This is a genomic window from Halomonas litopenaei, assembly GCF_003045775.1.
Taxonomy (GTDB): Bacteria; Pseudomonadota; Gammaproteobacteria; order Pseudomonadales; family Halomonadaceae; genus Halomonas; species Halomonas litopenaei.
Map to the genome: position 1 here is coordinate 66902 of NZ_PXNS01000008.1, position 24751 is coordinate 91652.

Consider the following 24751-nt stretch of genomic DNA (forward strand, 5'->3'; position numbering starts at 1 on the left):
GAGTCGATCACCGCTCAGGGCGTGGTGATATCGGCATCGAACCAGCGCTCGGAGATCTCGCTCAAGGTGCCATCTTCACGCAGGGTGTCTAGCGCCTGGTCGACCTCGTCGCGCAGTTCCTGGTCGTCCTGACGGAACGGCAGCGCATTGCGAATCTCGGAGAACGGTTTGCCGGCTAGCGCCAGCGGCAGCGGCTTTTCCTTGATCACCTGGGTGGCGCTGACGCGATCCATGACGAAGGCATCGACACGACCCAGCGCGGTGTCCTGCTCGATGTTGCTCTCATAGGTGCGGATATCGATCTCGTCGGCGTAGGGCAGCTCGCGCAGCAACTGCTCGTAGTTGGAGCCCAGGTTGACGGCCACGGTCTTGCCCGCCAGATCCTCGACACCGGAGACCTCGTCATTGCCTTCCTTGGTCACCACCTGAGCACCGTCATACACATAGGGCGAGGTGAACAGGTACTTCTGCTCACGTTCCTCGGTGATGGTGATCTGGTTGGCGATGGTGTCGATGCGCCCGGACTCGAGCATGCCGAACAACCCTGAGAAGTTGGCGGTGACGAACTCCACCTCGGTGCCCATCTCTTCGGCCACCGCTTCCATCACGTCGACCTCGAAGCCCTTGAGGGTGTCCTGCTCGACGAAGGTAAAGGGAAAGTAACCACCGGACATGCCGACTTTCAGGGTGTCGGCGTGGGCACCGGCAGCGAGACCGATGGCACCTGCGGCGGCAAGAGAAACAGCCAGATGACGAACCATGGACGGCTCCTTGAAAACGATTGGGGCGGCCAGTGCGGCATGGCCCGGGAGGGTGACAGGTGGAGGCATCCATCGCCACTTCAACCCTGGGCTGCTCGATGGCTCAGCATGATTTGGAATAAACGACCGCCATTATATTCCAAATCGATAGCAGACGCAGTGAAAAATCCCAGGGTGAACCATAGCCTCCTGCTATTGCGACCGTCCTTTCCGGGACCAACCGCCGACAGCCGTCGGCTAACTGTCACCTCACCGACTTATCCCCACCATCATTCATTCACAGAAGCGCTGAATGTCCCTGTGGATAACCCTTTGACAGATGACGGCGAGCCGCTTCTGACGCTCTTTTGCGGAGCTTGATCAAAAATTCACCAGCGGTGCAGCAAAATACAGTGCGAGGGATGCACAAATTTCCGCCGTGGACGGCTGACACTCCTCGAGCGGCACGATAGAGTGCACGCTGATCTTTCGGAGGGGCCATGCAAGCGATCCATCGTCTTCACGACTTTTTCACCCTGACCGGTGCCGAGGTGCGTCTCTATCATATGGGACGGCGTGTGCACCCCTGCGCGCTCGAGACCCTGGCAGACTTCGAGAGCGGCCAGGTCCCCTGGCCGGAACCCTGGCAGGGTCGTGCCCGCCTGGCGCTGGTGTTTCGCCTGGGTGACATGAGCGACCCGCTGATCTGGTTCCTGGCGCTGCCGGTGGACGAACAGGGCCTTCTGGATGCCGCCCAGCGGGACGCCTTCCTCGAGCGCCTGCTGTCCACCCTGGGCCGCAGCGCAGAAGCGCTGGAGCAGTCCGACGGCGGCGAGATCGACAACCTGATGAAGGACAACCCGCTGGCCTTCACCCCTTCCCTGACCTTTCAGGCGATGCTGCACGCCCGAGCCAGCGCCGATCTGGAGCGTCCCGCCAGCGAGCACCTTGAGCCGGTCGAAGCCTTCCTGTCGGGCCAGGGTGGCCACGACTGGCAGGCGCTGGGCCTGCAGGGGCTAGCCGACCATGTGGCGCGTCTCACCCCCGAGACTGAGGCCTCGCTGGTAGCCGCTATCCCGCAGCTGCACAGCGAAGTGCTGACATCGCTATGCTACTGTCTGGAACATGTAGCACTATCAGCAGAGCTTGCAGAGGCGCTGCGTCAGCGCGGCGAACAGGCGGCCAGCCAGGGCGACATCGAGACCTTCTGCGCCTGTGTACGCGCCGTGGGCAACGCGCCCGACAGCCTGGCCGGTGACTGGTTCGACGCCTTGCTGGCCGATAGCGATGCCTGCGGCCCGGACACCCTCGCGGCAATCGCCGCACGGGGCTGGCAACACCTGGAGCACGCCGAGCGCCTGCCGCTGTTTCTGGAGCGGGTCGCCGAATGCGACGGGGCCGACTTCCTGGCCGTTGCGAGGGACCTGGCGCAGATCCCCCGGCTGCGTCTGCCGGTACTGATGACGCTGCGTCAGGCCCCGAAGGACTCCGCCACCGCTCGCCGACTGGCGGCGGTCAAGGGCACAGGCGGTCATTGATTCGCTTGCCCGTGTGACGTTCGTTGCCACTGACAGTTCGACAACGGACGTCGCCTGAATAACAAGCAGCATCCCGCGACAAGGAGAAGACATGAAGGACCTGCCCTTTCAGGCTCAGGCCGTCGTCGGTCGCCGCGAGATGGTGATCCTGCCGCAGATGCACCTGCATCTGTGTGCCAAGGTGGACACCGGCGCTCGCACCTCGGCGCTGCACGCCGAGGAGATCGAGTCCTTCGAGGAGGACGAGATCCTGTGGGTCAGCTTCGTCACCCGTGCCGGCGGCCCCGACAGTCCGTCACATCAGTACCGCATGCACCTGCATGACCGGCGCAAGGTTACCAGCTCCAACGGCCAGGCCGAGTGGCGCTACTTTATTCGCACCCAGATGCAGATGGGGGATCTGGAATTTCCCGTCGAGCTATCCCTGACCGACCGGCGCAACATGCGCCACCCCATGCTTCTCGGTCGCCGCGCACTGCGCCGCCTGCTGGTGGCGCCCGGCGCTACCTTTCTGCACGGCGAACCCTGACGGATCCACCGCCCCTGACCTGGAGACTCGCACATGCATATCGCGCTGCTGTCCCGCAACCGCAATCTCTACTCCACTCGTCGCCTGGTGGAAGCCGCCGAACAACGCGGCCATACGGCCCGGGTGGTCGATACGCTGCGCTGCTACATGAGCATCGCTTCTCACCATCCGTCGATTCACTACAAGGGTGAGGAACTCGAGCCCTTCGACGCCGTCATCCCGCGCATCGGCTCCTCGGTCACCTTCTACGGCTGCGCCGTGCTGCGTCAGTTCGAGATGATGAACGTCACCGTGCTCAACGACAGCGTCGGCATCACCCGCTCCCGCGACAAGCTGCGCTCACTGCAGCTGCTGTCTCGCAAGGGCATCGGCCTGCCGGTGACCGGCTTCGCCCACTCCCCCGATGACATCCCGGACCTGATCACCATGGTCAAGGGCGCCCCGCTCGTGATCAAGCTGCTGGAAGGCACCCAGGGTATCGGCGTGGTGCTGGCCGAGACCAACCAGGCGGCGGAATCGGTGATCCAGGCGTTCATGGGCATGAAGGCCAACATCATGGTTCAGGAGTACATCAAGGAAGCCAAGGGCGCCGACATCCGCTGCTTTGTCATCGGCGACAAGGTGGTGGCAGCGATGAAGCGCCAGGCGGCCGAAGGCGAGTTCCGCTCCAACCTGCACCGCGGCGGCAGCGCCAGCGTCATCCGTATCACCCCGGAAGAACGCTCCACCGCCATCCGCGCGGCCAAGTCCATGGGGCTGCGCGTGGCCGGTGTCGACCTGCTGCGCTCCAACCATGGCCCCGTGGTGATGGAGGTGAACTCCTCGCCCGGCCTGCAGGGCATCGAGAGCGCCACCGGCAAGGACATCGCCGGCCTGGTCATCGAACACCTGGAAAAGAGCGCCACGGCGCGTCCACGGACCCGTACGCCGGCCAAACCCAAGGGCTGAAGTGGCAAGGGCTCAAGATAAAAGCCCCGTAAAGGATGACGCCGACGGGCGACCGATAGTACGGTCGCCCGTCTTGTCATTGGCGCTCACTTACCGCTCACAAGCGCGAGGCGGCCCTTCGCCGACGACGATATCTCGCCGCAACCGGGCCAACTTTGTCAGCGCTTTTCGACCAAGGTCGAAGCGATCGACCACCCCACCGCAAGAATCATAAATATTTGCCACTTTAGGGGTGGCAAAACTCCTGCTGGAGCCCCACAATTTGCGTCACCGGAGGAGGTGACGCGCATGTTTCTCGATAATCGCCAGGTGGCGATGGACAGCCTGCTGGAGGCCCTGGCCGACAGCGTCGACTATTTCCAGGACAATCTCGAGCGCCTGCGACCCTCGCTGCGCGACGCTCTGGAGCCCCACTTCGAGACGCGCCAGAAGACCATGCGCGAGCTCCAGGAGCTGGCGCGCGAACACCTCGACCTGCTGCCGCGTGATGCCGACGTCGAACGCGACGACTACATGTGGCTGTGGAGTCGTCTCAAGAGCTTTGTCGGCAACGACTCACAGGTGTTGATCAACGAGCTGCTCGAGCAGGAGCGGGTGCTGATGCAGTCCCTCTCCACCCTGTTTACCCATCCCTTGCCGGGCCCCATCGAGCCGGTAATCGAAGAGGTATGGAAGGGTTGCCGCGCGCTGATTCGCGAGCTCTACGACCTGCAGAAGTCGACCGCCCAGAAGCGTGGCGCAGGCCGTCGAACCGTCAAACGCTGACGCCGCCGACCACAACGCCAATCCACGAAAACGCCTTGCCAGGCTCTGCCGGCAAGGCGTTTTTATTGGTGAAGCGGATGCCTGGGGAAAGCGACTGCTCTCAGTTCTTGTCGGCGTCGGGCGTGCGCAGCAGCAATGGCGCCACACTGGCGTCGCCTCTGGTCAACACCTCATCGATGATCTCGTGAAGACTCCGAGCCTCGATGCGAGCTGCCGGCGCCGCGATCTTCAAAGGCTCCAGCGGGCCAAGAAAGCGCGGCTCGCGCTGCCACAGGTAGAGATCCCCCAGAGTCGCCACCCGGGCCACCCACTCCCGCAGGATCAGCCAGCGAGAACCCTCCCTCTCGGGCGCCGGGCAGCCCTCGACCTCAAGTCCCAGGGCATCAGCGATGAACAGCGCCCGCGGCAGGTGCCAGTCCTGGGTAATCAATAGCGCGCGCTCCACTTCGAACACGTCGCGGGCCCTGGCCAGGGTATCGAAGGTGCTGAAACCGGCGTAGTCCAGCGTCATGTCGACCTCGCGCACGCCACGCGCCTTGAGATCGCGCCACATGGTCACCGGCTCGTTGTAGTAGCGGGTGGCATTGTCACCGGACACCAGCAGGTGGCGCAGACGTCCCTCGTTCATCAACCGGGCGGCGGCGATCATGCGCCCTTCGAAGTGGGGATTGCGGGTACCGCTGCGGGTCCAGTGGGAGGTGCCGAAGACGATGCCGACCTGGTGGGGGCGGCATTCGACGAGGCGAGGAGCGATGCGATCGCGGGTGGTGGCCACCACCCAGGCGTTGGCCGCGACGAAGGCCAGGGCGAGCAACAGGACCAGGCTACCGAGACACAGCAGCAGGCGACGAAACATCGTGAACAGCGGCTCGCGCATGACGATTCCAATTGACAGCGGAGGTCAGGACCCGCTGCGCGGGCCAGAGAGGGCCGGGTCAGAACATGCCAAGTTCCAGCTTGGCCTCGTCGCTCATCATCTCACGACTCCAGGGGGGATCGAAGACGATCTCGGTATGCACCTTGGAAATCTGCGGTGCTCCCAGAATCTTGTTGCGCGCATCCGCCGCGATCACATCGCCCATGCCACAACCGGGGGCTGTCAGAGTCATGCGAATGGTGACGATGCGCTCACCACTGATCAGGCGCTCGATACGACAACCGTATACCAGTCCCAGATCGACGATATTGACCGGGATCTCGGGATCGAAACAAGTCCTGAGCTGATCCCAGACAAACGCCTCGATCGCCGCATCGTCGGCCTCGGGGTCCAGTGTCGGGCGTGGCATCGGCTCGAGGCCCACCGCGTCCAGGTTGGATCCCTCGATCAGGTACAGACGTCCCTCGTAGGCAACACTCAGGGTGCTGCCCTTGGCCTGCATCACCGAGACGATGCTGTCCTCGTCAAGTGTCACCGTCTTGCCGAAGGGAATGGAGATGACCTCCACGTCCCGCTGCAACGGCAGTTGCTGGCCCTTGCTCAGTTGAGCAATCTGATCGTGTTCGCTCATGCAATTCCTTAGGCGGGTACGCCGAATGACTCCCTTGCCAACCAGGGCTCGAGGCGGTACGCGCCGCCCCGAGCCGCCCTGCTGCTTCAGCGCAGCATGCTGATCACCCGCTGGAGGCTCTCGACCAGCACGTCGACTTCCTCCGGGGTGTTGTAGGCCGCAAAGGAAGCGCGACAGGTGGCATCGACGCCGAACTGGGCCAGCAGCGGCTGGGCGCAGTGGTGGCCGGTACGAATCGCCACGCCGAGCTGGTCGATCAGCAGACCGATATCCTGGCTATGCACGCCGTCGACCACAAAGGACAAGACGCCTGCCTTGTCCGGCGCGGTGCCCAGCACGCGAAGGCCATCCACCGCCGCCACGCTTTCGGTGGCGTGCTCGAGCAGGCGATGCTCCCAGGCACTGATGTGCTCAAGGCCGATCGAATTGACCCATTCGATGGCACGGCCCAGGGCGATCACTTCGGCGATGGCCGGCGTGCCCGCCTCGAACTTGTGGGGAATGGCGGCAAAGGTGGTCGGCGTCTCGAAGGACACCGTGGCGATCATCTCGCCGCCACCCTGCCAGGGCGGCATGGCCTCGAGCAGCGCCTCGCGGCCGTAGAGCACGCCGGCGCCGGTGGGACCATAGACCTTGTGCCCCGAAAATGCGTAGAAGTCGGCACCGATGGCCTGAACATCGATCGGCTCATGGGGTGCCGCCTGGGCGCCATCCACCAGAATCAGCGCATCGTGCTGATGGGCGACCCGGGCCATCTCGGCCACCGGGTTGATGGTACCGAGGGCGTTGGAGACGTGATTGACCGCCACCAGCCGGGTGCGCTCGCCGATCAGGTCACGGTAGGCGTCCTGATCCAGCGCGCCACGCTCATCCACCGGGATCACCTTGATGGTGAAGCCGCGCTCGGCCGCCAGCAGCTGCCAGGGCACGATATTGGAGTGATGTTCGAGCTGGGAGATCAGCACCTCGTCACCGGGACCGAGGTTGGCGCGCCCCCAGCTCTGGGCCACCAGGTTGATCGCCTCGGTGGTGCCACGGGTGAACACGATCTCGCGGGTGCTCGCGGCGTTCACAAAGGCACGCACGGTCTCCCGGGTGCCCTCGAAGGCCGCCGTGGCCTCGTCGGCCAGGGTGTGAAGGCCACGATGGATGTTGGCATTCATCTGGCTGTAGTAGTGATCGAACACCTCGATCACCTGACGTGGCGTCTGGCTGGTGGCGGCGTTGTCCAGATAGACCAGGGGCTTGCCGTGGACCTCCCGATCGAGGATCGGGAAGTCCTTGCGCACCCTCGCCACATCGAGCAGCAGATCGCTGAAGTGGGTCATGCTCAGTCCTCGTTGAGGGCCACGGCGGCTTCCACCAGACCGGCCAGGTGGAAGCGCTCGGGCAGCTTGCCGGCCACGGTCAGCTCGACCCGCTCGGACACCGCGTCCAGATTCACCTGATCCATCACCTCACCGGCGAAGGCCAGGGTCAGCAGTCCACGTGCGGTGGCCTCGTCCAGCCCGCGGGTACGCAGGGCAAACACCGCTTCCTCGTCGAGCTGACCGGTGGTGGCGCCGTGGGAACACTTGACGTCGTCGGCGTAGATCTCGAGCTCGGGCTTGGTGTCGATCTGGGCACGATCGGAGAGCAGCAGGTTGGCGTTGCTCTGGTCGGCCTCGATCTTCTGGCTGTCGCGCTTGACGATCACCTTGCCGTTGAACACGCCGTGGGCGCGGTCATCGAGGATGCCCTTGTAGTTCTCGTGGGAGAAGGTGTGGGGCGCGTTGTGGTTGGCCAGGGTGTGGTTGTCCACGTGCTGGCGATTCTGGCCGTAGAACAGACCATTGAAGGTCACCTCGGCGCCCTGGCCATTGAGGTCGCTGACCAGGTCGTTGCGCACCAGTCCACCACCGAGGGTGATGTTGAAGGAGGTGAACTGAGCGTCGCGGCACTGCTCCACGTGGATACTGGCCACGTGCAGGTCCTGCTCGGGCGACTCCACCAGCTTGTAGTGGGTCAGGTTGGCGCCACGATCGAGCATCACCTCTTCCACCAGGTTGGTGAAGTTGGCGGCGCCCTCTTCACCCACATGGTGTTCGATCACGGTGGCCTGGCTGCGCCCGCCCGCCTCGATCAGGATACGCGGGTGGCTCATCACCGGCGCCTCGTTGGCCCGGGACAGGAACTGCAGCACGATGGGCTTGTCGACCACGGTGCCGGGCGCCAGGCGCACCAGCGCGCCCTCCTCGAAGAAGGCGGTGTTGAGCGCCGAGAAGGCCGAGAATTCGACCCCGGTCAGGCGCCCCAGCGGGCCGCCGACGGCCTCGTGGTTCTCTTCAAGGGCCTGGGACAGCGGCTGCACCTGCACGCCACCCGGCAGCTCGGACAGGTCCGACAGGGCGCTGGAAAAGACGCCGTCGACGAAGGTCAGACGGTGGGCGTCCAGCGGCAGCGTCAGGGCAGCGGCGCTGGCCTGGGAAAACTCGGCAGAGCCTGTGAGCTGGAAGTCGGTGCGACTGATGGCGCGCACGTCGGTGTACTTCCACTCTTCGACGCGGCGATCGGGAAAGCCCATCGCCTCGAAGCGGGCCGCACCGGCCTGGCGCCGTGCGGCGATCCAGGTGGGTTCGCCGCGGCGCGCCTCGCTGCGCTCGTTCAGACGATCGAGAAAGCGTTGCACATCACTCATGCAGCGGGCTCCTCTACGACCCAGTCGTAGCCACGGGATTCGAGTTCATGGGCAAGCTCGGCGCCGCCGCTCTTGACGATCCGGCCGTTCACCAGCACGTGGACGTGGTCGGGCACGATGTAGTCGAGCAGGCGCTGGTAGTGAGTCACCAGCAGGATGCCGCGATCTTCGCTGCGCAGCGAGTTGACCCCATCGGCCACCACCTTCATGGCGTCGATGTCGAGGCCGGAGTCGATCTCGTCGAGCATCGCGAGCTTGGGCTGCAGCACCAGCATCTGCAGGATCTCGTTACGCTTCTTCTCGCCGCCGGAGAAGCCTTCATTGACGGCACGCTGCAGGAAGCTGTTGTCCATCTTCATGAAGGACACCTTTTCCTTGATCAGCTTCATGAACTCGGGTGCCGGAATCTCGCCCTCGCCGCGCGCCTCGCGCTGGGCGTTGAGCGCCGCCTTGAGCAGGTAGATGTTCTTGACCCCCGGGATTTCCACCGGGTACTGAAAGCCCAGCAGCAGACCGGCCTGGGCGCGCTCTTCGATCTCCATCTCGAGGACATCCTTGCCCTCGAAGGTGATCGAGCCCGCGGTCACCTCGTAGCCGTCCTTGCCCGCGATGACGGCGGACAGGGTCGACTTGCCGGCGCCATTGGGACCCATGATGGCGTGCACTTCACCAGGCTGGATGGACAGGGTCAGACCCTTGAGGATTTCAGAGCCCTCGACGGTGACGTGGAGATCCTTGACTTCGAGCATGTAGACACCTTTGCGATGCCCGCCGCGCCGGGCGGCGGGAGAAAAACGAATAAGGGTGGTATATAGCGCCGGGGGTCAGCCCACCGCGCCTTCGAGCGTCACGTTGAGCAGCGCCTCTGCCTCGACCGCAAACTCCATCGGCAGCTCCTGGAAGACGTCCTTGCAGAAGCCGTTGACGATCATGTTGACCGCGTCTTCCTCGGAGATACCGCGGCTCTGGCAGTAGAACAGCTGGTCCTCGCCGATCTTGGAGGTGGTCGCCTCGTGCTCCACCGTGGCCGTCGAGTTGCCGATCTCCTGGTACGGGAAGGTGTGGGCACCGCAGGTATCGCCGATCAGCAGCGAATCACACTGGGTAAAGTTGCGCGCGCCCTTGGCCCGCGGGCCGACCTTGACCAGACCACGATAGGACTGGTTGGAGCGCCCGGCGGAGATACCCTTGGAGACGATGGTGGACTTGGAGCCCTCGCCCAGGTGGATCATCTTGGTGCCGGTATCGGCCTGCTGGCGACCGTTGGTCACCGCCACCGAGTAGAACTCGCCGATGGAGTCCTTGCCACGCAGGATGCAGGACGGGTACTTCCAGGTGATGGCGGAGCCGGTCTCGACCTGGGTCCAGCTGATGTGGGAACGGTCGCCACGGCAGTCGCCACGCTTGGTGACGAAGTTGTAGATGCCGCCCTTGCCGTCCTCGTCACCCGGATACCAGTTCTGCACCGTGGAGTACTTGATGCTGGCGTCTTCCAGCGCCACCAGTTCCACCACCGCGGCGTGCAGCTGGTTCTCGTCACGCATCGGTGCGGTGCAGCCTTCCAGGTAGGACACCTGGGCCTCCTTCTCGCACACGATCAGGGTGCGCTCGAACTGGCCGGTGTTGGCGGCGTTGATGCGGAAGTAGGTGGACAGTTCCATCGGGCAGGTCACGCCTTCCGGCACGAACACAAACGAGCCGTCGGTGAACACCGCCGAGTTGAGCGCGGCAAAGTAGTTGTCGCTGGTCGGCACCACGGTACCCAGGTACTGCTTGACCAGCTCCGGGTAGTCGCGGATCGCCTCGGAGATGGAGCAGAAGATCACGCCGGCCTCGGCCAGCTTGTCCTTGAAGGTGGTGGTCACCGACACCGAGTCGAACACCGCGTCCACGGCGACGCCAGCCAGGGCCGCACGCTCATGCAGCGGGATGCCCAGCTTCTCGTAGGTCTCGAGCAGCTTGGGGTCCACCTCGTCGAGGCTCTGGGGCTTGTCTTCCTCACGCTTGGGCGCGCTGAAATACGAGATCGCCTGGTAGTCGATGGGCGGATAGTCCAGATGGGCCCAGGACGGCGCGGTCATCTTCAGCCACTGATGGTAGGCGTCAAGGCGCCAATCGAGCATCCACTGCGGCTCACCCTTCTTCTTGGAGATGAAGGCGATGGTGTCTTCATCCAGCCCCGGCGGGATCGTGTCGCTCTCGATGTCGGTCACGAATCCTTCTTTATATTCGCGACGGACGAGCTGTTCCATTTCCTGACTTGCCATGATGTGTCCCCTCCCGGACGGTTCGGTCGGCGGGCGTTACCCGCCCAGGGTAATGAAGTCGATGTCGATGAGGCGCTGGTCAGGCTTCCGCCGCCAGGCTGATGCTCTGGATCGGCAGGCGAATCGGCAGCTTCAGCGGCGCGCTGTCGGCCAGGTGCGCCAGGGTAATGCTGTCGAGCAGTTCGCGGATCGCCAGCGACACTCGCTGCCAGTTGTCGGCCACCCCGCAGGTGGAGGCCAGGTCGCATTCGCCATCGGCGTGGCTGCATTCGGTCACCGCCACCGGCCCTTCGATGGCCGCGATGATGTCGCTGGCGGTGATCTCCGAGGCAGGACGCGCCAGGTAGTAGCCACCCTGGGCGCCGCGCCGGGACACCAGCAGTCCCGCGCGCACCAGCATCTTCAGCGTCTTGCTCACCGTGGGGTGAGGCAACTGCACCGCTTCGGCGAGCTCTCCGGCGGCGTGCGGCTGCTGGGGGTGACGTGCGATCTGTGCCATCACCACCGCCGCATAGTCCGTCAACCGGGAAAGCTTCAGCATGCCCATCTCCTCGGGGAGTTCCCCTCGTCGGTGCAGGGCTCAGCCCCTGCTTCGATTGGGGACCATTTTAGTCCTGTATAACCTCCATGTGAAGAGCGGCACACATCTATCACGTCGATAGTCCTCACGTTCTCGGCACGATCGCCGCCGATAGACACAATAAAACCAATCATTCTCATTTACTTTAACTATGCGTCCGGGTTGACAGCCTCACCCCAAGCATCAGATCCATCAATTCCCGTCATTGCAGATCGTCATTCATGAACAAACCAAATAGATACTTCATTCTGCTAAGCTTGTGCCGTATCAACGGCCAGTGAACGCAACGCCTCGCCTCTTGTCAGGCCGAGCCGATGACGTGTGTCCTGGCCCAGGGTCGTTCACAGGCCCGACTCACCCGCCGCGAGGCCTCGACAGGAGCTATTGCCTTGGAACTGATTCAGTACGCCCTGGACAACGCCGACCTGCTGTTGTCCCGGACCCTCGAGCACATCTCGCTGGTGGGCGTTGCCGTCGGCATCGCCACCCTCACCGGGGTGCCCATCGGCATCGCCATCACCCGCAACGAGCGCGTCGCCCAGGCGGTGCTCTACGCCGCGTCGATCATCGTCACCGTGCCCTCCATCGCGCTGTTCGGGATCATGATTCCGGTGCTGTCGCTGATCGGTCAGGGCATCGGCTACCTGCCGGCGGTGATCGCGGTGCTGCTGTACTCCCAATTACCGATCATTCGTAACACCTACACCGCCATCAACAACGTCGACCCGGCCCTGCGCGAGGCTGCCCGTGGCATCGGCATGAGCCACCGCCAGCGCCTGCGGATGGTCGAGATCCCACTGGCGGTGCCAGTGATCATGGCCGGGGTGCGCACCGCCGTGGTGCTCAATATCGGTGTCATGGCGATCGCCGCCTATATCGGCGCCGGCGGTCTCGGCACCTTTATCAGCCGTGGTATCTCCCAGTCCGACCCGCGCCAGCTGATCGTCGGCGCGGTGGCGGTCAGCCTGCTGGCGATTATCGTCGACTACGGCCTGCTGGCGGTGCAGAAGCGCTTCACGCCCAAGGGCATGGAAGGCGCCGCCAACGCCGCCTGACCATTTGTGTTCCGGCAGCGTCGGGAAAATACCGCTGCGGCGGCTCGCGTCCTGCACGCCACACCGCCCGAGCGCAGCCGGAACGTCGACACGACAACAGGTGAGCCGCCGCCTCGACAGCGGCACCGTCGACGCCCATCGACGACCCGGAGCTCGCCGACGCCGACTTGCATACAAGGATTTGCTCATGATTCGTCTGGAAAACCTGACCAAGGTCTTCGATACGCCCAAGGGCGCGGTCGTCGCCGCCGACCACATCAACATGGAGGTCCCCAGCGGCGAGATCTGCATCCTGCTCGGCCCCTCCGGCTGCGGCAAGACCACCACTCTCAAGATGATCAACCGGATCGTGAAGCCCTCCTCCGGCAAGGTGTTCATCAATGGCGATGACACCACCGGCATGGACACCCAGGACCTGCGCCGCAACATCGGCTACGTCATCCAGCAGATCGGCCTGTTCCCCAACATGACCATCGAGGAGAACATCGCGGTGGTGCCCAAGCTGCTGGGCTGGGACAAGGCGCGCTACAAGGAGCGTGCCCGCGAGCTGATGCACATGATCGCGCTGGAACCCGACGCCTTTCTCAAGCGCTATCCGTCCGAGCTGTCCGGTGGTCAACAGCAGCGCATCGGTGTGGCCCGGGCACTGGCCGCCGATCCCCCCGTGATGCTGATGGACGAGCCCTTCGGCGCCATCGACCCGATCAACCGGGCGGTGATCCAGGATGAATTCCTGAAGATGCAGCAGGACCTGAAGAAGACCATCATGTTCGTCAGCCACGATATCGACGAAGCGATCAAGATGGGGGATCGGGTCGCGGTGTTCCGCGAGGGCAAGCTGGTGCAGTACTCGTCCCCCGACGACCTGCTGGCGGCGCCGAAGAATGCCTTCGTCGAGTCCTTCCTCGGCGAGGACCGCGCGCTCAAGCGGCTGAATCTGGTCAAGGTCGCCGAAGTGGTCAGCGACGAGATCGGTACCGTCAAGCCCGAGGACACCCTGACCACGGCGCTCGCGCGCATCGACGACTTCGGCTACCAGAATTCGATCCTGATGATCAACGACAAGCGCCAGCCGGTGGGCCTGATCAGCCGCTCCCTCGCCCGCACCACCAAGGGCTACTGCCGCGACCACTTCCAGAACGTGCCGGCCACGGTGAGTCTCGACGACGACCTGCGCAAGGTGGCCTCGCTGATGTTCGCCCAGGACATCACCTGGCTGCCCTGCGTCGACGAGGAGGGCCGCGTCTGCGGGCAGATCACCCAGCGCGCCATGACCCACCACCTGGGCGCCCGCTTCCGTACCAAGCAGCGCGAGACGTCCGCCGTGGCCGCCGAGCCCAAGGAGTGAGCCGATGCTGATTCGAAGCCTGAAAAGCGCCGGACTCGTCCTTGCCCTGATTGTCATCTTCCTGCTCGGGGTATGGGCCCAGGCCAGCGGCGCCATCGATGACTTCCTGTGGTACCTGCCCGACGTCCAGTATCTGGTGGTCCAGCACCTGTGGCTGACCTTCCTGTCGGGCAGCCTGGCGATCCTGGTCGCGATCCCGCTGGGGGTGTGGCTGTCGCGCCCGAGCATGGCCAAGGCCGCGGAATCGATGATGCAGGTGCTCAACGTCGGCACCACCATCCCCACCCTGGCGGTGCTGGCGCTGTCCATGAGCTTTCTCGGCATCGGTACCGTGCCGGCGGTGTTTGGCCTGTTCGTGGCCACCCTGCTGCCCATCGCGCGCAACACCTACGCCGGACTCAAGGGCGTCTCACCGGCGCTCAAGGAGGCCGCTGCCGGGATCGGCATGTCACCGACCCAGCGCCTGCTCAAGGTGGAACTGCCCAATGCCCTCTACGTCATCTTCGCCGGTATCCGTACCGCCCTGACCATCAACATCGGCACGGTGCCCCTGGCCTTTTTGATCGGCGCAGGCGGACTGGGTGAGCTGATCTTCACCGGCATCGATCTCTACGATCCGATCATGATGCTGTCCGGGGCCATCCCCACCGCCCTGCTGGCGATCCTGGTGGACGCCCTGGTGGCCGGCGTGGCCTTCATCGTGGTGCCGCGCGGCGTCAATCCGGCGCGGGCCTGAACACCTGGGCTTTCCAACAACGACACCCTGCAAGGAGATATTCGCATGAAGACCCTGATGACCACCCTGACCGGCCTGGCCCTGTTTACCGCTACGGCTACCGCCACGACGACCGCCAGTGCCGACGAGATCGTGATCGGTGGCAAGAACTTCACCGAGCAGCAACTGCTGGCCAGCATGACCACCCAGTATCTGGACGGGCTCGGCTACGACGTCGACACCCGCGCCGGCATGGGCTCGGCGGTACTGCGCCAGGCTCAGGAAAACGGCCAGATCGACCTCTACTGGGAGTACACCGGCACCTCGCTGATCAACTACAACGACGTCACCGAATCGCTGTCCGCCGACGAGACCTACCAGCGCGTCAAGGAACTGGACGGCGAGAAGGGCCTGGTGTGGCTCGAGCCTTCCGCCGCCAACAACACCTACGCCCTGGCCATGCGCGCCGAGAGCGTGGAGGAAACGGGCATCAGTACGCTGTCCGACCTGGCGTCCGCGGTAAATGACGGTGAAGAGCTTGCCTTTGCCATGAACGCCGAGTTCTACGCCCGCGAAGACGGCTGGCGTCCGCTGCAGCGCGCCTACGACTTCCGCGTCGAGCGTGGCGCCGTCAAGCGCATGGACTCCGGCCTCGTCTATCAGGCGCTGCGCGACGGCCAGGTCGATATCGGCCTGGTGTTTGCCACCGACGGTCGTGTGCCCGCCTTCGACTTCCAGATCCTCGAAGACGACCAGGGCTTCTTCCCGGCCTACGCCCTGACCCCAGTGGTCCGCCAGGACACCCTGGACGCCAACCCGGAGCTCGCAGAGCAGATGAACGCGCTGTCGGCGCTGCTCGATGACGACACCATGGCGAGCCTCAACGCCCGAGTGGACGTCGAGCGCGAGACCATCGAGGACGTCGCCGAGTCCTTCCTCGAGGACAACGACCTGCTGTGACCCTTCAAGGCCCCCGTTCGGGGGCCTTTTTCTTAGGCGCTGTCCGAAAAGTCGACGAGCGAAGGTTAGACAAGGCAAAAATCGGTGAGACAGCGCAGTTTACGGGGTGTAAATGAGCATGTTGATCCGATTTTTAACGCCGTATTACCGAGCGCAGGCACTTTTCAGACAAGCCCTAGCTCGCCAGCGTGCGGCAACCGGGCACTCAACCAGCAACAACCGGTCGCCCCACCTCCTCCCTTGCTGCTCCCCATGTTCGACAAAGGACCTCCCCATGAGCACTTCCCGGGACGTCATCCACTGGATCCTCACGTCTCCCCTCGACCGCCTCGATGACGCTCAGTGCCGCCACGCCAAGCGCTGCCTGGTCGACCTGATCGGCGTCGCCGCCGGCGCCACCGACACTGCCCTGGCCGAGCACGCACGCCGCTACGTCAGGGTGCAGCACGCGGGGGATCGCCCCTTGCTGTTCGCGTCGTCAACGGCGTCGGCTACCGGCGTCGCCCTGCACGGTGCCTGGCTGATCGATGCACTCGACGCCCACGACGGTCAGGTGCTGACCAAGGGCCACGCCGGCGTCGCCATCCTGCCGGGACTGCTGGCGCTGCCCGAGATCGACAAGGTCAGCGGCAGGGATTTTCTCGGCCTGCTGGCGATGGGCTACGAGATCGCCACCCGGGCCGGCATCGCGCTGCACGCCTCGAGCCCCGACTACCACACCTCGGGGGCCTGGAATGCCCTCGGTGTGGCAGCGGTGACCGCGCGCCTCAAGGGCCTCGACCCGGCCCAGCTGGAACACGCCCTCGGCATCGCCGAATTCTATGGTCCACGCAGCCAGATGATGCGCTGCATCGATCACCCCACCATGCTCAAGGATGGCAGCGGCTGGGGTGCCCAGGCCGGCGTCGCGGCCACGCTGCTGGCCGAGGACGGCTTCACCGGCGCCCCGGCGGTGACCCTGTGCGACGAGCAGCAAGCCGCGGTATGGGGTGATCTGGGACGGCGTGACTACCTGTCACAGCAGTACTTCAAGGCCTATCCGGTATGCCGCTGGGCCCAGCCGGCGGTGGAGGCGGTACTCGCCATACCCGCCACCGAACGCCAGGTGGACAATATCGAACGCATCGAGATCACCACCTTCCACGAGGCCAGACGCCTGCACACCATCGCCCCGACCACGACCGAACAGGCCCAGTACAGCCTGCCCTGGTCGGTCGCCTGCGCTCTCGATCGAGGCACCATCGACGTCGCCGCCATCAGCCGGGATCTCGGTGACGACGATCTCGTGGCGCTGTCACGGCGGGTGACGATCACCGAATGCGATGACTGCAACGCACGCTTTCCGGCCGAGCGCTGGGCCAGCGCGACGCTGCACCTGCGCGATGGTCGACGTATTCAAAGCCCCGCCATGGAAGCCCGCGGCAACCCCCACAATCCGCTGAGCGATGGCGAGATCGCGGCCAAGTTTCAGGCCCTGGCAAGCCCGGTGCTGGGTGCACGCGCCAAGGAGATCGAGGAGGTCGTCGGCACCCTGGAAACACGCCCCATCGGCGATCTGCTGAGGTTGCTGGGACAACCTTGAACGCGCGAGCTTGAACACGCGAGCCCAGGGTGTCGAACATGACGGGAGGTGGCTCGGGTGACAAAGGTGCCAAGGGTGACAAAGGTGGCAAGGGTGACAAGCGCCGAGAAAGCGCCAAGGATAGGCAGATGAGACCGCTACCCGAGGATTCGACATGCCATTCGCCCCCTCCGACGTCATCTTGATCACCGGCGGCTCCCGCGGTATCGGCCGCGCCACCGCCCTGGCCTGCGCCCGTGCCGGTGCGCGAGTCGCCTTCAGCTACCGCAGCGATGACGCTGCCGCTCGGGACACCCTGGCAGCCTGTCAGGCGTTGACCGGCGAAGACGGCGCCATTGCCCTTCAGGCCGACGTGGTCGAGGAGGCCCAGGTGATGGCGCTGTTCGCCAGTACGCGACAACGCCTGGGCCCGATCACCGGGGTGGTCAACAACGCCGGTATCGTAGCGTCCTCCATGCCACTGGCAGACATGTCAGTGGAGCGCCTGCGTCAGGTGGTCGACACCAATGTGCTCGGCGCCCTGCTGGTCGCCCGGGAAGCCGCGCGCGCTCTGGTCGACCATGGTGCCCTGGTCAACGTCAGCTCCATGGCCTCTCGCCTGGGCTCACCCAACGAGTACGTCGACTACGCCGCCAGCAAGGGCGCACTGGATACGCTGACCATCGGCTTGAGCAAGGAACTGGGCCCCCGTGGCATTCGCGTCAATGCCGTACGTCCAGGGCTGATCGAGACCGATATCCATGCCCGGGCAGGTCGACCGGAGCGGCTGGCTGAACTCGGGCCCGGCTGTCCGCTGGGGCGTGCCGGTCGTCCGGAAGAGGTCGCCGAGGCCATCGTCTGGCTGCTGTCCGACGCGGCCTCCTATGTCACTGGGGCCTTTATCGACCCCGCCGGAGGGCGCTAAGGCTCGTCTGACAAGCGCCTGCTTTCGTCGGCGCTTGACCCAGGTCGTCTCGCCGTCTGTCTCAATGGCGTATAGAAGATGTTGCTGTCAGGCATTATTTCGGCCCCGGGTTGTCCGGGGCCTCAAACGGAGCCGCTTCTATGGACACTCGCTTCTATCTCCTTATCGCCGCGGTCCTCGTCGGGCTGGCCGTCATCCACTGGATCGGCTTTCGCCTGCTCAAGCGCAAGCTGCAGCCGCCCCACGAAAGCGATGCCATCCGCGACGCAACGCCCGGACGCAGCAGAGACAACAGCGACAGCAGTGAGGAACGTTGATCCGCCGGGCAAATTGCGGCACCTTGTGGCGCCCTTCCCCCACCCTCAGGAATTCCAGCAATGCAGCATCAGGCCACGCAGCATCAGGACCAGCTACAGGTCGCCTGCGCCCAGATCAACGCGCGCCTTGGTAACGTCGAGGCCAATCTCGCCCATCACCTCGACGTGATTCATGACGCCCGCCGTCGTGGCGTGGAATTGCTGGTCTTTCCCGAGCTCTCATTGACCGGTTACGGCCTGGGCCCGCGGGTGCTGGAGGTGGCCATGCCATCGGAAGACCCGCGGCTGGTCCAGCTGGCCAAGGCGGCCGCCGGCATGCAGGTCATCGTCGGCTTCGTCGAGGAAGCGAGCCCCGGCGAGATCTACAACGCCCTGGCGATCCTTCAGGACGGTCGCATCGCGGCGGTCCACCGCAAGCTCAACCTGCCCACCTACGGCGGACTCGAGGAAGGCAAGTGGTTCAGCCATGGCGCCAGGCTGACCGAGGTGGCGGTACGCCCCGGCTGGAGCACCACCTCGATGATCTGCGCCGACCTGTGGAATCCGGCGCTGGTGCATGCCGCCCTGCTGGCACGGCCGACGGTACTGTGCGCACCGATCAATTCGGCCTCCGGCATCGTCTCCGAGGACTTTTCCAACGAGGAAAACTGGGCACTCAACGTGCGCTTCTACGCCATGACCTACGGCACGCCGGTGCTGATGGCCAACCGCTATGGACCCGAAGGCGACAGCCACTTCTGGGGTGGGTCGCGGATCCTCGGCCCACGCGGCGAGAGCCTGGCCGAGGCCGAGGATCGCGAGACCCTGATCTGCGCCGAACTGTCACGTACCGCCATCGCCAGGGCACGCTTCGAACTGCCGACCCTGCGTGACGCCGACAGCCCCCTGATTCGCGAACTGATGAACGGCTATCGCTGATAGAGCGCCGGTTCGCGTAGCGCTTTTGACAACGGTATCGACAGCGCTTTCGACAACGGTATCGAGACGCCAGGCGCCGAGAATTCTCAAGGTGAAAATGCTAGGATAACGCTTCCATCTTGCAGACAATTTTCGGCGCCACCTATGACAACATCGGCTCAATCCAGCGGCCTTCCCTCTCCTTCTTGCCTGCTCGTCATGGGCGTTTCCGGTTCGGGAAAATCGTATATCGGCAAACTGCTGGCCGATCGAACCGGCGCGCCGTTTATCGACGGTGATGACCATCACAGCCCCGAAAGCATCGCCAAGATGTCCCGCGGTGAACCGCTCACCGACGAGGATCGTCAGGGTTGGCTTGCCACCCTGGCAGGGCTCTACCGGAAGCACCACGAGCAGGGGCAATCGCTTGTCATCGGCTGCTCGGCGCTCAAGCGCCAGTACCGGGACCTGCTGCGCGAAGGAGCACCCGCGCTGGAGATTCTTTATCTGCATGGCAGCCACGAGGTCCTGCTGGAGCGGCTGAACAGCCGTGGCCAGCACTTCTTCGCCGGCGAGCATATGCTCAAGAGTCAGCTCGCCACCCTGGAAATGCCAGGCGATGACGAGGCCATCCGTTGCGACATCCAGATGACACCCGATGCCATCATCGATGACTTCCTGGCACAGCTGGCGCGCCGCCGGTAGTCCTGGATGCCAGCGCTGAACGACCTGTTGCAGGGAGACCCCACCTGACCTCGGCGTCGCCCTTCCCTCACAGGCTACTGTCAGCTTTTTTCTCGGTGATACCGCACAGGCAAAGTTTCTCGCCCATGCAGCAGTAATGAAGTCCGTAGAATTGTCACCAAGTCGTCATGTTGCAACTCTGGTCGACCACCAGCACCGACGGCGAACAGCGTTGACCGCATCCCGGCAAATCACGGTAAATCACGGTAAATCGCGGCAACAAACGGCCGTCGACAATGGAACGTCGACATCAGCGCGTCGCTGGTCAGTACGTAACTCGTCAGCGCGTCGATATCAGCAGACAGGAGGCTCCCATGACAGATCCAATGGTAGGCAAGACGTTTGAATTCAGCTGTGACGGCACCACCTGGGGCGTCGTCTTCGAGAATGCCACTCGCATGCGCCATCGTCTGGGCGGCACCTCCCTGGGTGACGCCTCATCAAACCAGGAGTGCCAGGACATCAGCTGCGCCTACCTGGCGACCCCGGTCGATGAGCACCGGATCTTCGTCTACGGGCTCGAGGAGCAACAGCTGGCGCTGCGCTACGTGCTGGATTTCAACGACATGACCTTTGTCGGTCATGGTGCCTTTGACGGTCTGTCCTCCACCGCCAGTGGCGAGTTCCGCCCGTCCTGAAGCCTGGCGGCCGCGCCTTGTATGACCATCTCTCACCAGGCACTGGGCAACAGTCTAGAAAGGCATCAAGCACCAGCGGACATCAAGGACCGTCCTGCAGCTCCAGCGGTCACCGGTCCTTGATGCCTGGGGTTCTAGACCTGGGGTTCTAGACCTGGGTTTCTGAATCTGGGTTTCTGGACCTGGCACACCGTCCGGCCAAGATGCTGTTCCAGACGAGGATATGCCTCCCTGTCTTCCTGCCGTTCAAGCGGCAAGCGCTGTACAGGTGCAGCGCCTGTCACTGGCGACGACCGGACTGTAGAAGACCGACCCCTGCCAGAATGGCGACCATCGCTACCAGATCCAGTGCTCGCACCGGCTCCCCCACCAGCAGAACACCAATCATCAACGCCACGACCGGCGGGAGATAGGTCACTCCCGAGGCTACGACCGCCCCCAACCGATCGACGATGAAGTAGTAAAGGACATAGGCGACCCCTGTCCCGAGCAGTCCAAGCCCGACCGCCATCGCCCAGGCTGCGCGAGGATGGTCGAACAGCGTGCTCACCCCGCCAAGGTCGACGCCAAGCAATAGCACAAGCAGGGCGAGGCCCGTCTGATAGGTCGCCAGTGCCAGTGGTGGTAATCCCAGTGGACTGACGAAACGGCGCGCGTAAACGAACGACAGTCCCACGGAGGCGGACCCAAGCACCATATAACCAACGCCGGCGGGTGACACTTCATTGACCGACATTCCCCAAGGACTGGCAATCAGTAGAATGCCGAAAAAGCCCAGCAAGGTACCGCCAATGGAGCGAGGGTTCAGCGGCTCGCTGCGCAGGAAGAGCCAGGCGGCGACAAAGGTAAAGAGCGGGATGGCACCACTGAGCATGCCGGCAAGACTGGACAGCAGAAGCGCAGTCCCCTGAGCGAAGGCAACGTAGTAGATCACCGTTGCCAACAGCGCCATCACCACGAAGTGATGCAAATGGCGCAGGTGCGACCAATGCAGAGAACGGGTGACCAGGCCGACAATAAGGATCGGCAGGAAGCCAAAGCCCACCCTCAGCAGCGCAACCTGAGAGGAGGTGATCCACTCGGAGGCCCATTTCATGAACACGAAGTTGCTGCCCCAGATCACCCCGAGAGCGATAAACGCCAGATAGGCACTCGCTGCCAAGCGGGTACGGTCAGTCATGAGCGTGTACGGTCTGGCCATGAGGCCTCCTTGCGGCGAATCAAGTGCGTTGTGATTCGTTCAAGGATGGCGGCATTGACCTCACGCCGAAAACGTTATCTCCTTGCTTCAGGATGTAGAAAAACTACAGGCTGATGGCGCGATGACACGACAACCCAGGCTCGACTCCCTGCGCATGTTCGACGCTGCGGCACGCCACCTGAACTTCCGGCGGGCCGCAGAAGAACTGACCTTGACCCAGAGTGCCGTGGCCCAACGTGTCCGTCAGCTCGAAGACGACCTGGGCGTCGCCCTGTTTGTCCGCCAGGCGCGGGGATTGGTCCTGACTCGCAAGGGCCAGCAGTACCACCGCCGACTCAAGCCAGCACTGGCGATGATCGATGAGGCCACGCGACAGCTCTTCGCTGGCGCAGGCCCGCTGAAGATCAGCGTCACCCCTTCCTTCGCCAGCAAGTGGCTGCTGCCTCGTCTCCCGCTGTTTCGCGACACCTACCCGGAGGTCAACCTGGAACTCGAGGCCAGCGAACGTCTGGCGGATTTCTTTGTCGACGGTGTCGACTTCGCTATCCGAATGGGCCGCCCACCGTTCGGTGAAGGCTTGCAGCATCACCGTCTCGCCGGCATCGGGCTTTGCGCCCTTTGCAGTCCGGACTACCTGGCAAGGCAAGGCGGCACGATCGACCTGACGGACTTGTCGACGCAAACGCTTTGCAGCGATGTGCATCGCCTCTGGGGCCGCTTCGCAGATCGATTGCCGGGGCAGCAAGAAGCACGCCAACTGCGCTTCAGCCACACCAGCCTGGCCATCGACGCGGCGGTATCGAGCCAGGGGCTGGTGCTGGCCCCTCGACTGCTGGCAACCGCGCACCTCGAACGTAGCGAGCTGGTCGAACTGTGCGCCTTTGACGACGACCAGCAGGGCTTCTATCTGGTGTATCCCGACTCGCGTCAGCGAGAAGCCAGTGAAGTCCTGCTGCCCTGGCTATCGACTCAACTGGCCAGCTGACAGAGCACGCTGGACTCGACTCCCCCCTTCCTCGCAGGGCGTCGCTCCCAGGCCCGGAAAGGGCCGTACCGACGTCCCCGCCAGCGTCCGTCCGCTGCCTGCGATCAGCCCGCGCGGTGGCGTTCGGCCAAGGCAACCAGCCCGGCCAGGGTAGCCTTGTCGCTGTCGACTTCCTCGACGCGAATGCCCTGGCGCTCCAGCGCCTGGCGGTAGAGCGGATTGAGACTGGACGAGCCGACCAGTACCACCGCGCCCTGGTGGTCCAGCAGATGCTCGCGCTGGGCCAGCACCTCGGCACCGATCAGCACCCCGGACAGAAAACTGCCCACCTGGTGGGCGCCAAGTCCTGCGTACAGGTGGCGGCTTCGGCCTTCGAACAGGGCGTGCATCAAGCCCGCCGGATGGTCCGCCGCCGCCAGCCCCTGGGCAAAGCCATCGGCGTCGTGGGCGTCGCTGCCCCTGGCCGGCTCTCCCGGCAGGGTATGAAACCGCACCGCATGATAGAGCTCGCCGGTCATCACCGTGGAGAAGTCGATCAGCCGCTCTCCTTCCAGACGGGCCCACTTGCTGTGGGTGCCCGGCAGACAGCAGACCCCGGCGGACAAGCCCAGCAGCGCCAGTGCACCGAAGGCCTGGATCTCCTCGCCGCGCATCACGTCGACGTGATCCTCGCGCACCACCTTGAGGCCAGGCACGATCCAGGCGTTGTCCAGCCCCGGCGCCGCTACGACATTGTCGGCCAGGTCGGTGGCCGAACGCGGCACCTCGAGCTGCGGTGCTTCGCTCCAGCCCCGCGCCGAGCCGACCATGCCCGACAGGTAGACCGGCACTTCACCGCCCTTTCGCCAGGCCCCGACCTGGGCCTCGCAGTAATGCGGGAATTCGTCCGTGCTCAACGACTTGAGCCCGGCATCCGAGCGCACGCTATCGAGACACTCGCCGCTGTCGCGGTCCACCAGAAAGGCCCGAAAGTTGCTGGTTCCCCAGTCAATGGCGATCAGCCGCCGGCTCATGCGCCACCCCCTTGCTGGCCTGCCTGGTCAGCCGCCAGACGCTGCCATTCGGCCACCAGCTCGCGTGCGATCTCCCCCACCTCGACGGCGCTGCGTCCGGGCTTGTAGAGGTTGCTGCCGAAACCGAAGCCGGCGATGCCGACGGCATGCCACTCGGCCATGTTGGAGCGATCGATACCGCCCACCGCCAGCACCGGCAGGCCCTTGGGCAGGATCGCACTGATGTCCTTGAAGTAGCCGGTACCCAGGCGTGCCGCCGGGAACAGCTTGAGTGCCGTCGCCCCTGCCCGCGCCGCGGCCAAGGCTTCGGTCGGGGTCATGCAGCCGATCATCGGCGCAAGCCCACGCTCGGCGCCCAGCGCCACCAGCTCGGCCTCCGTGTTGGGGGTGATCATCAACGGCGCCCCGAGCTCGGCAAGCCGAGCGGTATCGTCTTCGTCGAGCACCGTGCCGGCACCGATCAAGACGTCGTCGGGACAACAGGCCACGGCGCGCTCGATGCTGACCCAGGGCTCAGGCGAGTTGAGCGGAATCTCGATCAGCCGGAAACCGGCCTCGACCAGGGCGTGACAGACCGGCTCGATCTCGTCCGGCGTGATACCACGCAGGATCGCCACCAGCGGCGTCTCGGCCATGGCAGCGTCCAGCACGCGACGTTGAGCGTCGTTCATCGCAAAGTCCTCGAAGTCGAAAAGAAGGAAAACTCAGCCCCATGATAAAGCGAAGGGCGGCTGTTGCCGCCCTTCGCCGTCAGGGTTCAGACCTAGTTGACTAGCCACATGGCCATCTCGGGCCACACCAGCAGCGCCGCGAGTACGCATAGCTGCAGGGCGATAAAGG

Annotated in this window: 26 protein-coding genes; 15 read left to right on the forward strand and 11 right to left on the reverse strand. The window is 64.2% G+C overall.

Features of this window, described 5'->3' with window-relative positions; genetic code table 11:
• Positions 1 to 14: 14 nt before the first annotated feature.
• Positions 15 to 761 (reverse strand): amino acid ABC transporter substrate-binding protein, encoded by a 747-nt coding sequence (locus C6W88_RS14730; RefSeq protein WP_045995126.1) that lies wholly within the window; start codon positions 759 to 761, stop codon positions 15 to 17.
• 479 nt (positions 762 to 1240) lie between these two features.
• Between C6W88_RS14730 and C6W88_RS14735 the strand changes: the two genes are divergently transcribed.
• The 4 genes from C6W88_RS14735 (at position 1241) to C6W88_RS14750 (ending at position 4520) form a co-directional block, all read left to right on the forward strand.
• Positions 1241 to 2278 (forward strand): DUF3549 family protein, encoded by a 1038-nt coding sequence (locus tag C6W88_RS14735; protein ID WP_045995125.1) that lies wholly within the window; start codon positions 1241 to 1243, stop codon positions 2276 to 2278.
• A gap of 91 nt (positions 2279 to 2369) precedes the next feature.
• A complete protein-coding gene (locus C6W88_RS14740) occupies positions 2370 to 2807 on the forward strand; it encodes an ATP-dependent zinc protease family protein (protein WP_045995124.1) in 438 nt (145 codons plus the stop codon).
• Between the two features lie 33 nt (positions 2808 to 2840).
• A complete protein-coding gene (gene rimK, locus C6W88_RS14745; protein ID WP_045995123.1) occupies positions 2841 to 3755 on the forward strand; it encodes a 30S ribosomal protein S6--L-glutamate ligase in 915 nt (304 codons plus the stop codon).
• Between the two features lie 288 nt (positions 3756 to 4043).
• Positions 4044 to 4520 (forward strand): hypothetical protein, encoded by a 477-nt coding sequence (locus C6W88_RS14750; RefSeq protein ID WP_045995122.1) that lies wholly within the window; start codon positions 4044 to 4046, stop codon positions 4518 to 4520.
• 100 nt (positions 4521 to 4620) lie between these two features.
• Here C6W88_RS14750 and C6W88_RS14755 read toward each other — a convergent pair whose 3' ends face one another.
• The 7 genes from C6W88_RS14755 to C6W88_RS14785 all read right to left on the reverse strand — a co-directional run bounded on the left by C6W88_RS14755 (position 4621) and on the right by C6W88_RS14785 (position 11513).
• Positions 4621 to 5397 carry a SanA/YdcF family protein gene (locus C6W88_RS14755; protein ID WP_071211162.1) on the reverse strand — a complete coding sequence of 259 codons (777 nt, stop codon included), beginning with the start codon at positions 5395 to 5397 and terminating at the stop codon, positions 4621 to 4623.
• Positions 5398 to 5455: 58 nt separating this feature from the next.
• Positions 5456 to 6028 (reverse strand): putative Fe-S cluster assembly protein SufT, encoded by a 573-nt coding sequence (sufT, locus tag C6W88_RS14760; protein WP_045995121.1) that lies wholly within the window; start codon positions 6026 to 6028, stop codon positions 5456 to 5458.
• 86 nt (positions 6029 to 6114) lie between these two features.
• Entirely contained in the window at positions 6115 to 7356 is a 1242-nt protein-coding gene (locus tag C6W88_RS14765) for a SufS family cysteine desulfurase (RefSeq protein WP_108133008.1), read from the reverse strand.
• Positions 7357 to 7358: 2 nt separating this feature from the next.
• Positions 7359 to 8705 carry a Fe-S cluster assembly protein SufD gene (sufD, locus tag C6W88_RS14770; RefSeq protein WP_108133009.1) on the reverse strand — a complete coding sequence of 449 codons (1347 nt, stop codon included), beginning with the start codon at positions 8703 to 8705 and terminating at the stop codon, positions 7359 to 7361.
• The gene (sufC, locus tag C6W88_RS14775; protein ID WP_045995118.1) at positions 8702 to 9454 is read right to left on the reverse strand and encodes a Fe-S cluster assembly ATPase SufC; all 753 of its coding nucleotides are present in this window, start codon (positions 9452 to 9454) and stop codon (positions 8702 to 8704) included. The genes sufD and sufC overlap by 4 nt, the downstream gene beginning before the upstream one ends.
• Positions 9455 to 9529: 75 nt before the next feature.
• Positions 9530 to 10972 (reverse strand): Fe-S cluster assembly protein SufB, encoded by a 1443-nt coding sequence (sufB, locus tag C6W88_RS14780; protein WP_108133010.1) that lies wholly within the window; start codon positions 10970 to 10972, stop codon positions 9530 to 9532.
• Positions 10973 to 11051: 79 nt separating this feature from the next.
• Positions 11052 to 11513 carry an SUF system Fe-S cluster assembly regulator gene (locus C6W88_RS14785; RefSeq protein WP_045995116.1) on the reverse strand — a complete coding sequence of 154 codons (462 nt, stop codon included), beginning with the start codon at positions 11511 to 11513 and terminating at the stop codon, positions 11052 to 11054.
• 428 nt (positions 11514 to 11941) lie between these two features.
• Between C6W88_RS14785 and C6W88_RS14790 the strand changes: the two genes are divergently transcribed.
• The 10 genes from C6W88_RS14790 to C6W88_RS14830 all read left to right on the forward strand — a co-directional run bounded on the left by C6W88_RS14790 (position 11942) and on the right by C6W88_RS14830 (position 20712).
• Positions 11942 to 12607 carry an ABC transporter permease gene (locus C6W88_RS14790; protein WP_045995115.1) on the forward strand — a complete coding sequence of 222 codons (666 nt, stop codon included), beginning with the start codon at positions 11942 to 11944 and terminating at the stop codon, positions 12605 to 12607.
• Positions 12608 to 12794: 187 nt separating this feature from the next.
• The gene (locus C6W88_RS14795) at positions 12795 to 13955 is read left to right on the forward strand and encodes an ABC transporter ATP-binding protein (protein WP_108133011.1); all 1161 of its coding nucleotides are present in this window, start codon (positions 12795 to 12797) and stop codon (positions 13953 to 13955) included.
• 4 nt (positions 13956 to 13959) lie between these two features.
• Positions 13960 to 14691, forward strand: a complete 732-nt coding sequence (locus C6W88_RS14800; RefSeq protein WP_108133012.1) for an ABC transporter permease — start codon at positions 13960 to 13962, stop codon at positions 14689 to 14691.
• A gap of 45 nt (positions 14692 to 14736) precedes the next feature.
• The gene (locus C6W88_RS14805; protein WP_108133013.1) at positions 14737 to 15630 is read left to right on the forward strand and encodes a glycine betaine ABC transporter substrate-binding protein; all 894 of its coding nucleotides are present in this window, start codon (positions 14737 to 14739) and stop codon (positions 15628 to 15630) included.
• Between the two features lie 274 nt (positions 15631 to 15904).
• The gene (locus tag C6W88_RS14810; RefSeq protein ID WP_108133014.1) at positions 15905 to 17212 is read left to right on the forward strand and encodes an MmgE/PrpD family protein; all 1308 of its coding nucleotides are present in this window, start codon (positions 15905 to 15907) and stop codon (positions 17210 to 17212) included.
• Between the two features lie 154 nt (positions 17213 to 17366).
• Positions 17367 to 18116: an SDR family oxidoreductase gene (locus tag C6W88_RS14815; RefSeq protein WP_108133015.1), complete on the forward strand. Its 750-nt coding sequence runs from the start codon at positions 17367 to 17369 to the stop codon at positions 18114 to 18116.
• A 140-nt stretch (positions 18117 to 18256) separates the two neighbouring features.
• Positions 18257 to 18433, forward strand: a complete 177-nt coding sequence (locus tag C6W88_RS21515; RefSeq protein ID WP_156088604.1) for a hypothetical protein — start codon at positions 18257 to 18259, stop codon at positions 18431 to 18433.
• A 60-nt stretch (positions 18434 to 18493) separates the two neighbouring features.
• Positions 18494 to 19351: a nitrilase-related carbon-nitrogen hydrolase gene (locus C6W88_RS14820; protein WP_108133016.1), complete on the forward strand. Its 858-nt coding sequence runs from the start codon at positions 18494 to 18496 to the stop codon at positions 19349 to 19351.
• 198 nt (positions 19352 to 19549) lie between these two features.
• Positions 19550 to 20035 carry a gluconokinase gene (locus C6W88_RS14825; protein WP_331281211.1) on the forward strand — a complete coding sequence of 162 codons (486 nt, stop codon included), beginning with the start codon at positions 19550 to 19552 and terminating at the stop codon, positions 20033 to 20035.
• Between the two features lie 353 nt (positions 20036 to 20388).
• Complete coding sequence (locus C6W88_RS14830) at positions 20389 to 20712, forward strand: hypothetical protein (protein ID WP_108133018.1); 324 nt, start codon at positions 20389 to 20391, stop codon at positions 20710 to 20712.
• 280 nt (positions 20713 to 20992) lie between these two features.
• Here C6W88_RS14830 and C6W88_RS14835 read toward each other — a convergent pair whose 3' ends face one another.
• Entirely contained in the window at positions 20993 to 21913 is a 921-nt protein-coding gene (locus C6W88_RS14835) for a DMT family transporter (protein WP_231498661.1), read from the reverse strand.
• A 121-nt stretch (positions 21914 to 22034) separates the two neighbouring features.
• On the opposite strand from C6W88_RS14835, the gene C6W88_RS14840 reads away from it, so the two are divergent.
• Complete coding sequence (locus C6W88_RS14840) at positions 22035 to 22898, forward strand: LysR substrate-binding domain-containing protein (RefSeq protein ID WP_108133019.1); 864 nt, start codon at positions 22035 to 22037, stop codon at positions 22896 to 22898.
• 104 nt (positions 22899 to 23002) lie between these two features.
• Here C6W88_RS14840 and C6W88_RS14845 read toward each other — a convergent pair whose 3' ends face one another.
• Together C6W88_RS14845 and C6W88_RS14850 are read right to left on the reverse strand one after the other, a co-directional pair.
• Positions 23003 to 23911, reverse strand: coding sequence for a 2-dehydro-3-deoxygalactonokinase (locus C6W88_RS14845; RefSeq protein ID WP_045995290.1), 909 nt, complete (start codon positions 23909 to 23911; stop codon positions 23003 to 23005).
• A complete protein-coding gene (locus C6W88_RS14850; protein WP_045995289.1) occupies positions 23908 to 24582 on the reverse strand; it encodes a 2-dehydro-3-deoxy-6-phosphogalactonate aldolase in 675 nt (224 codons plus the stop codon). Before C6W88_RS14850 ends, C6W88_RS14845 begins: the two co-directional genes overlap by 4 nt.
• Between the last annotated feature and the right edge of the window lie 169 nt (positions 24583 to 24751).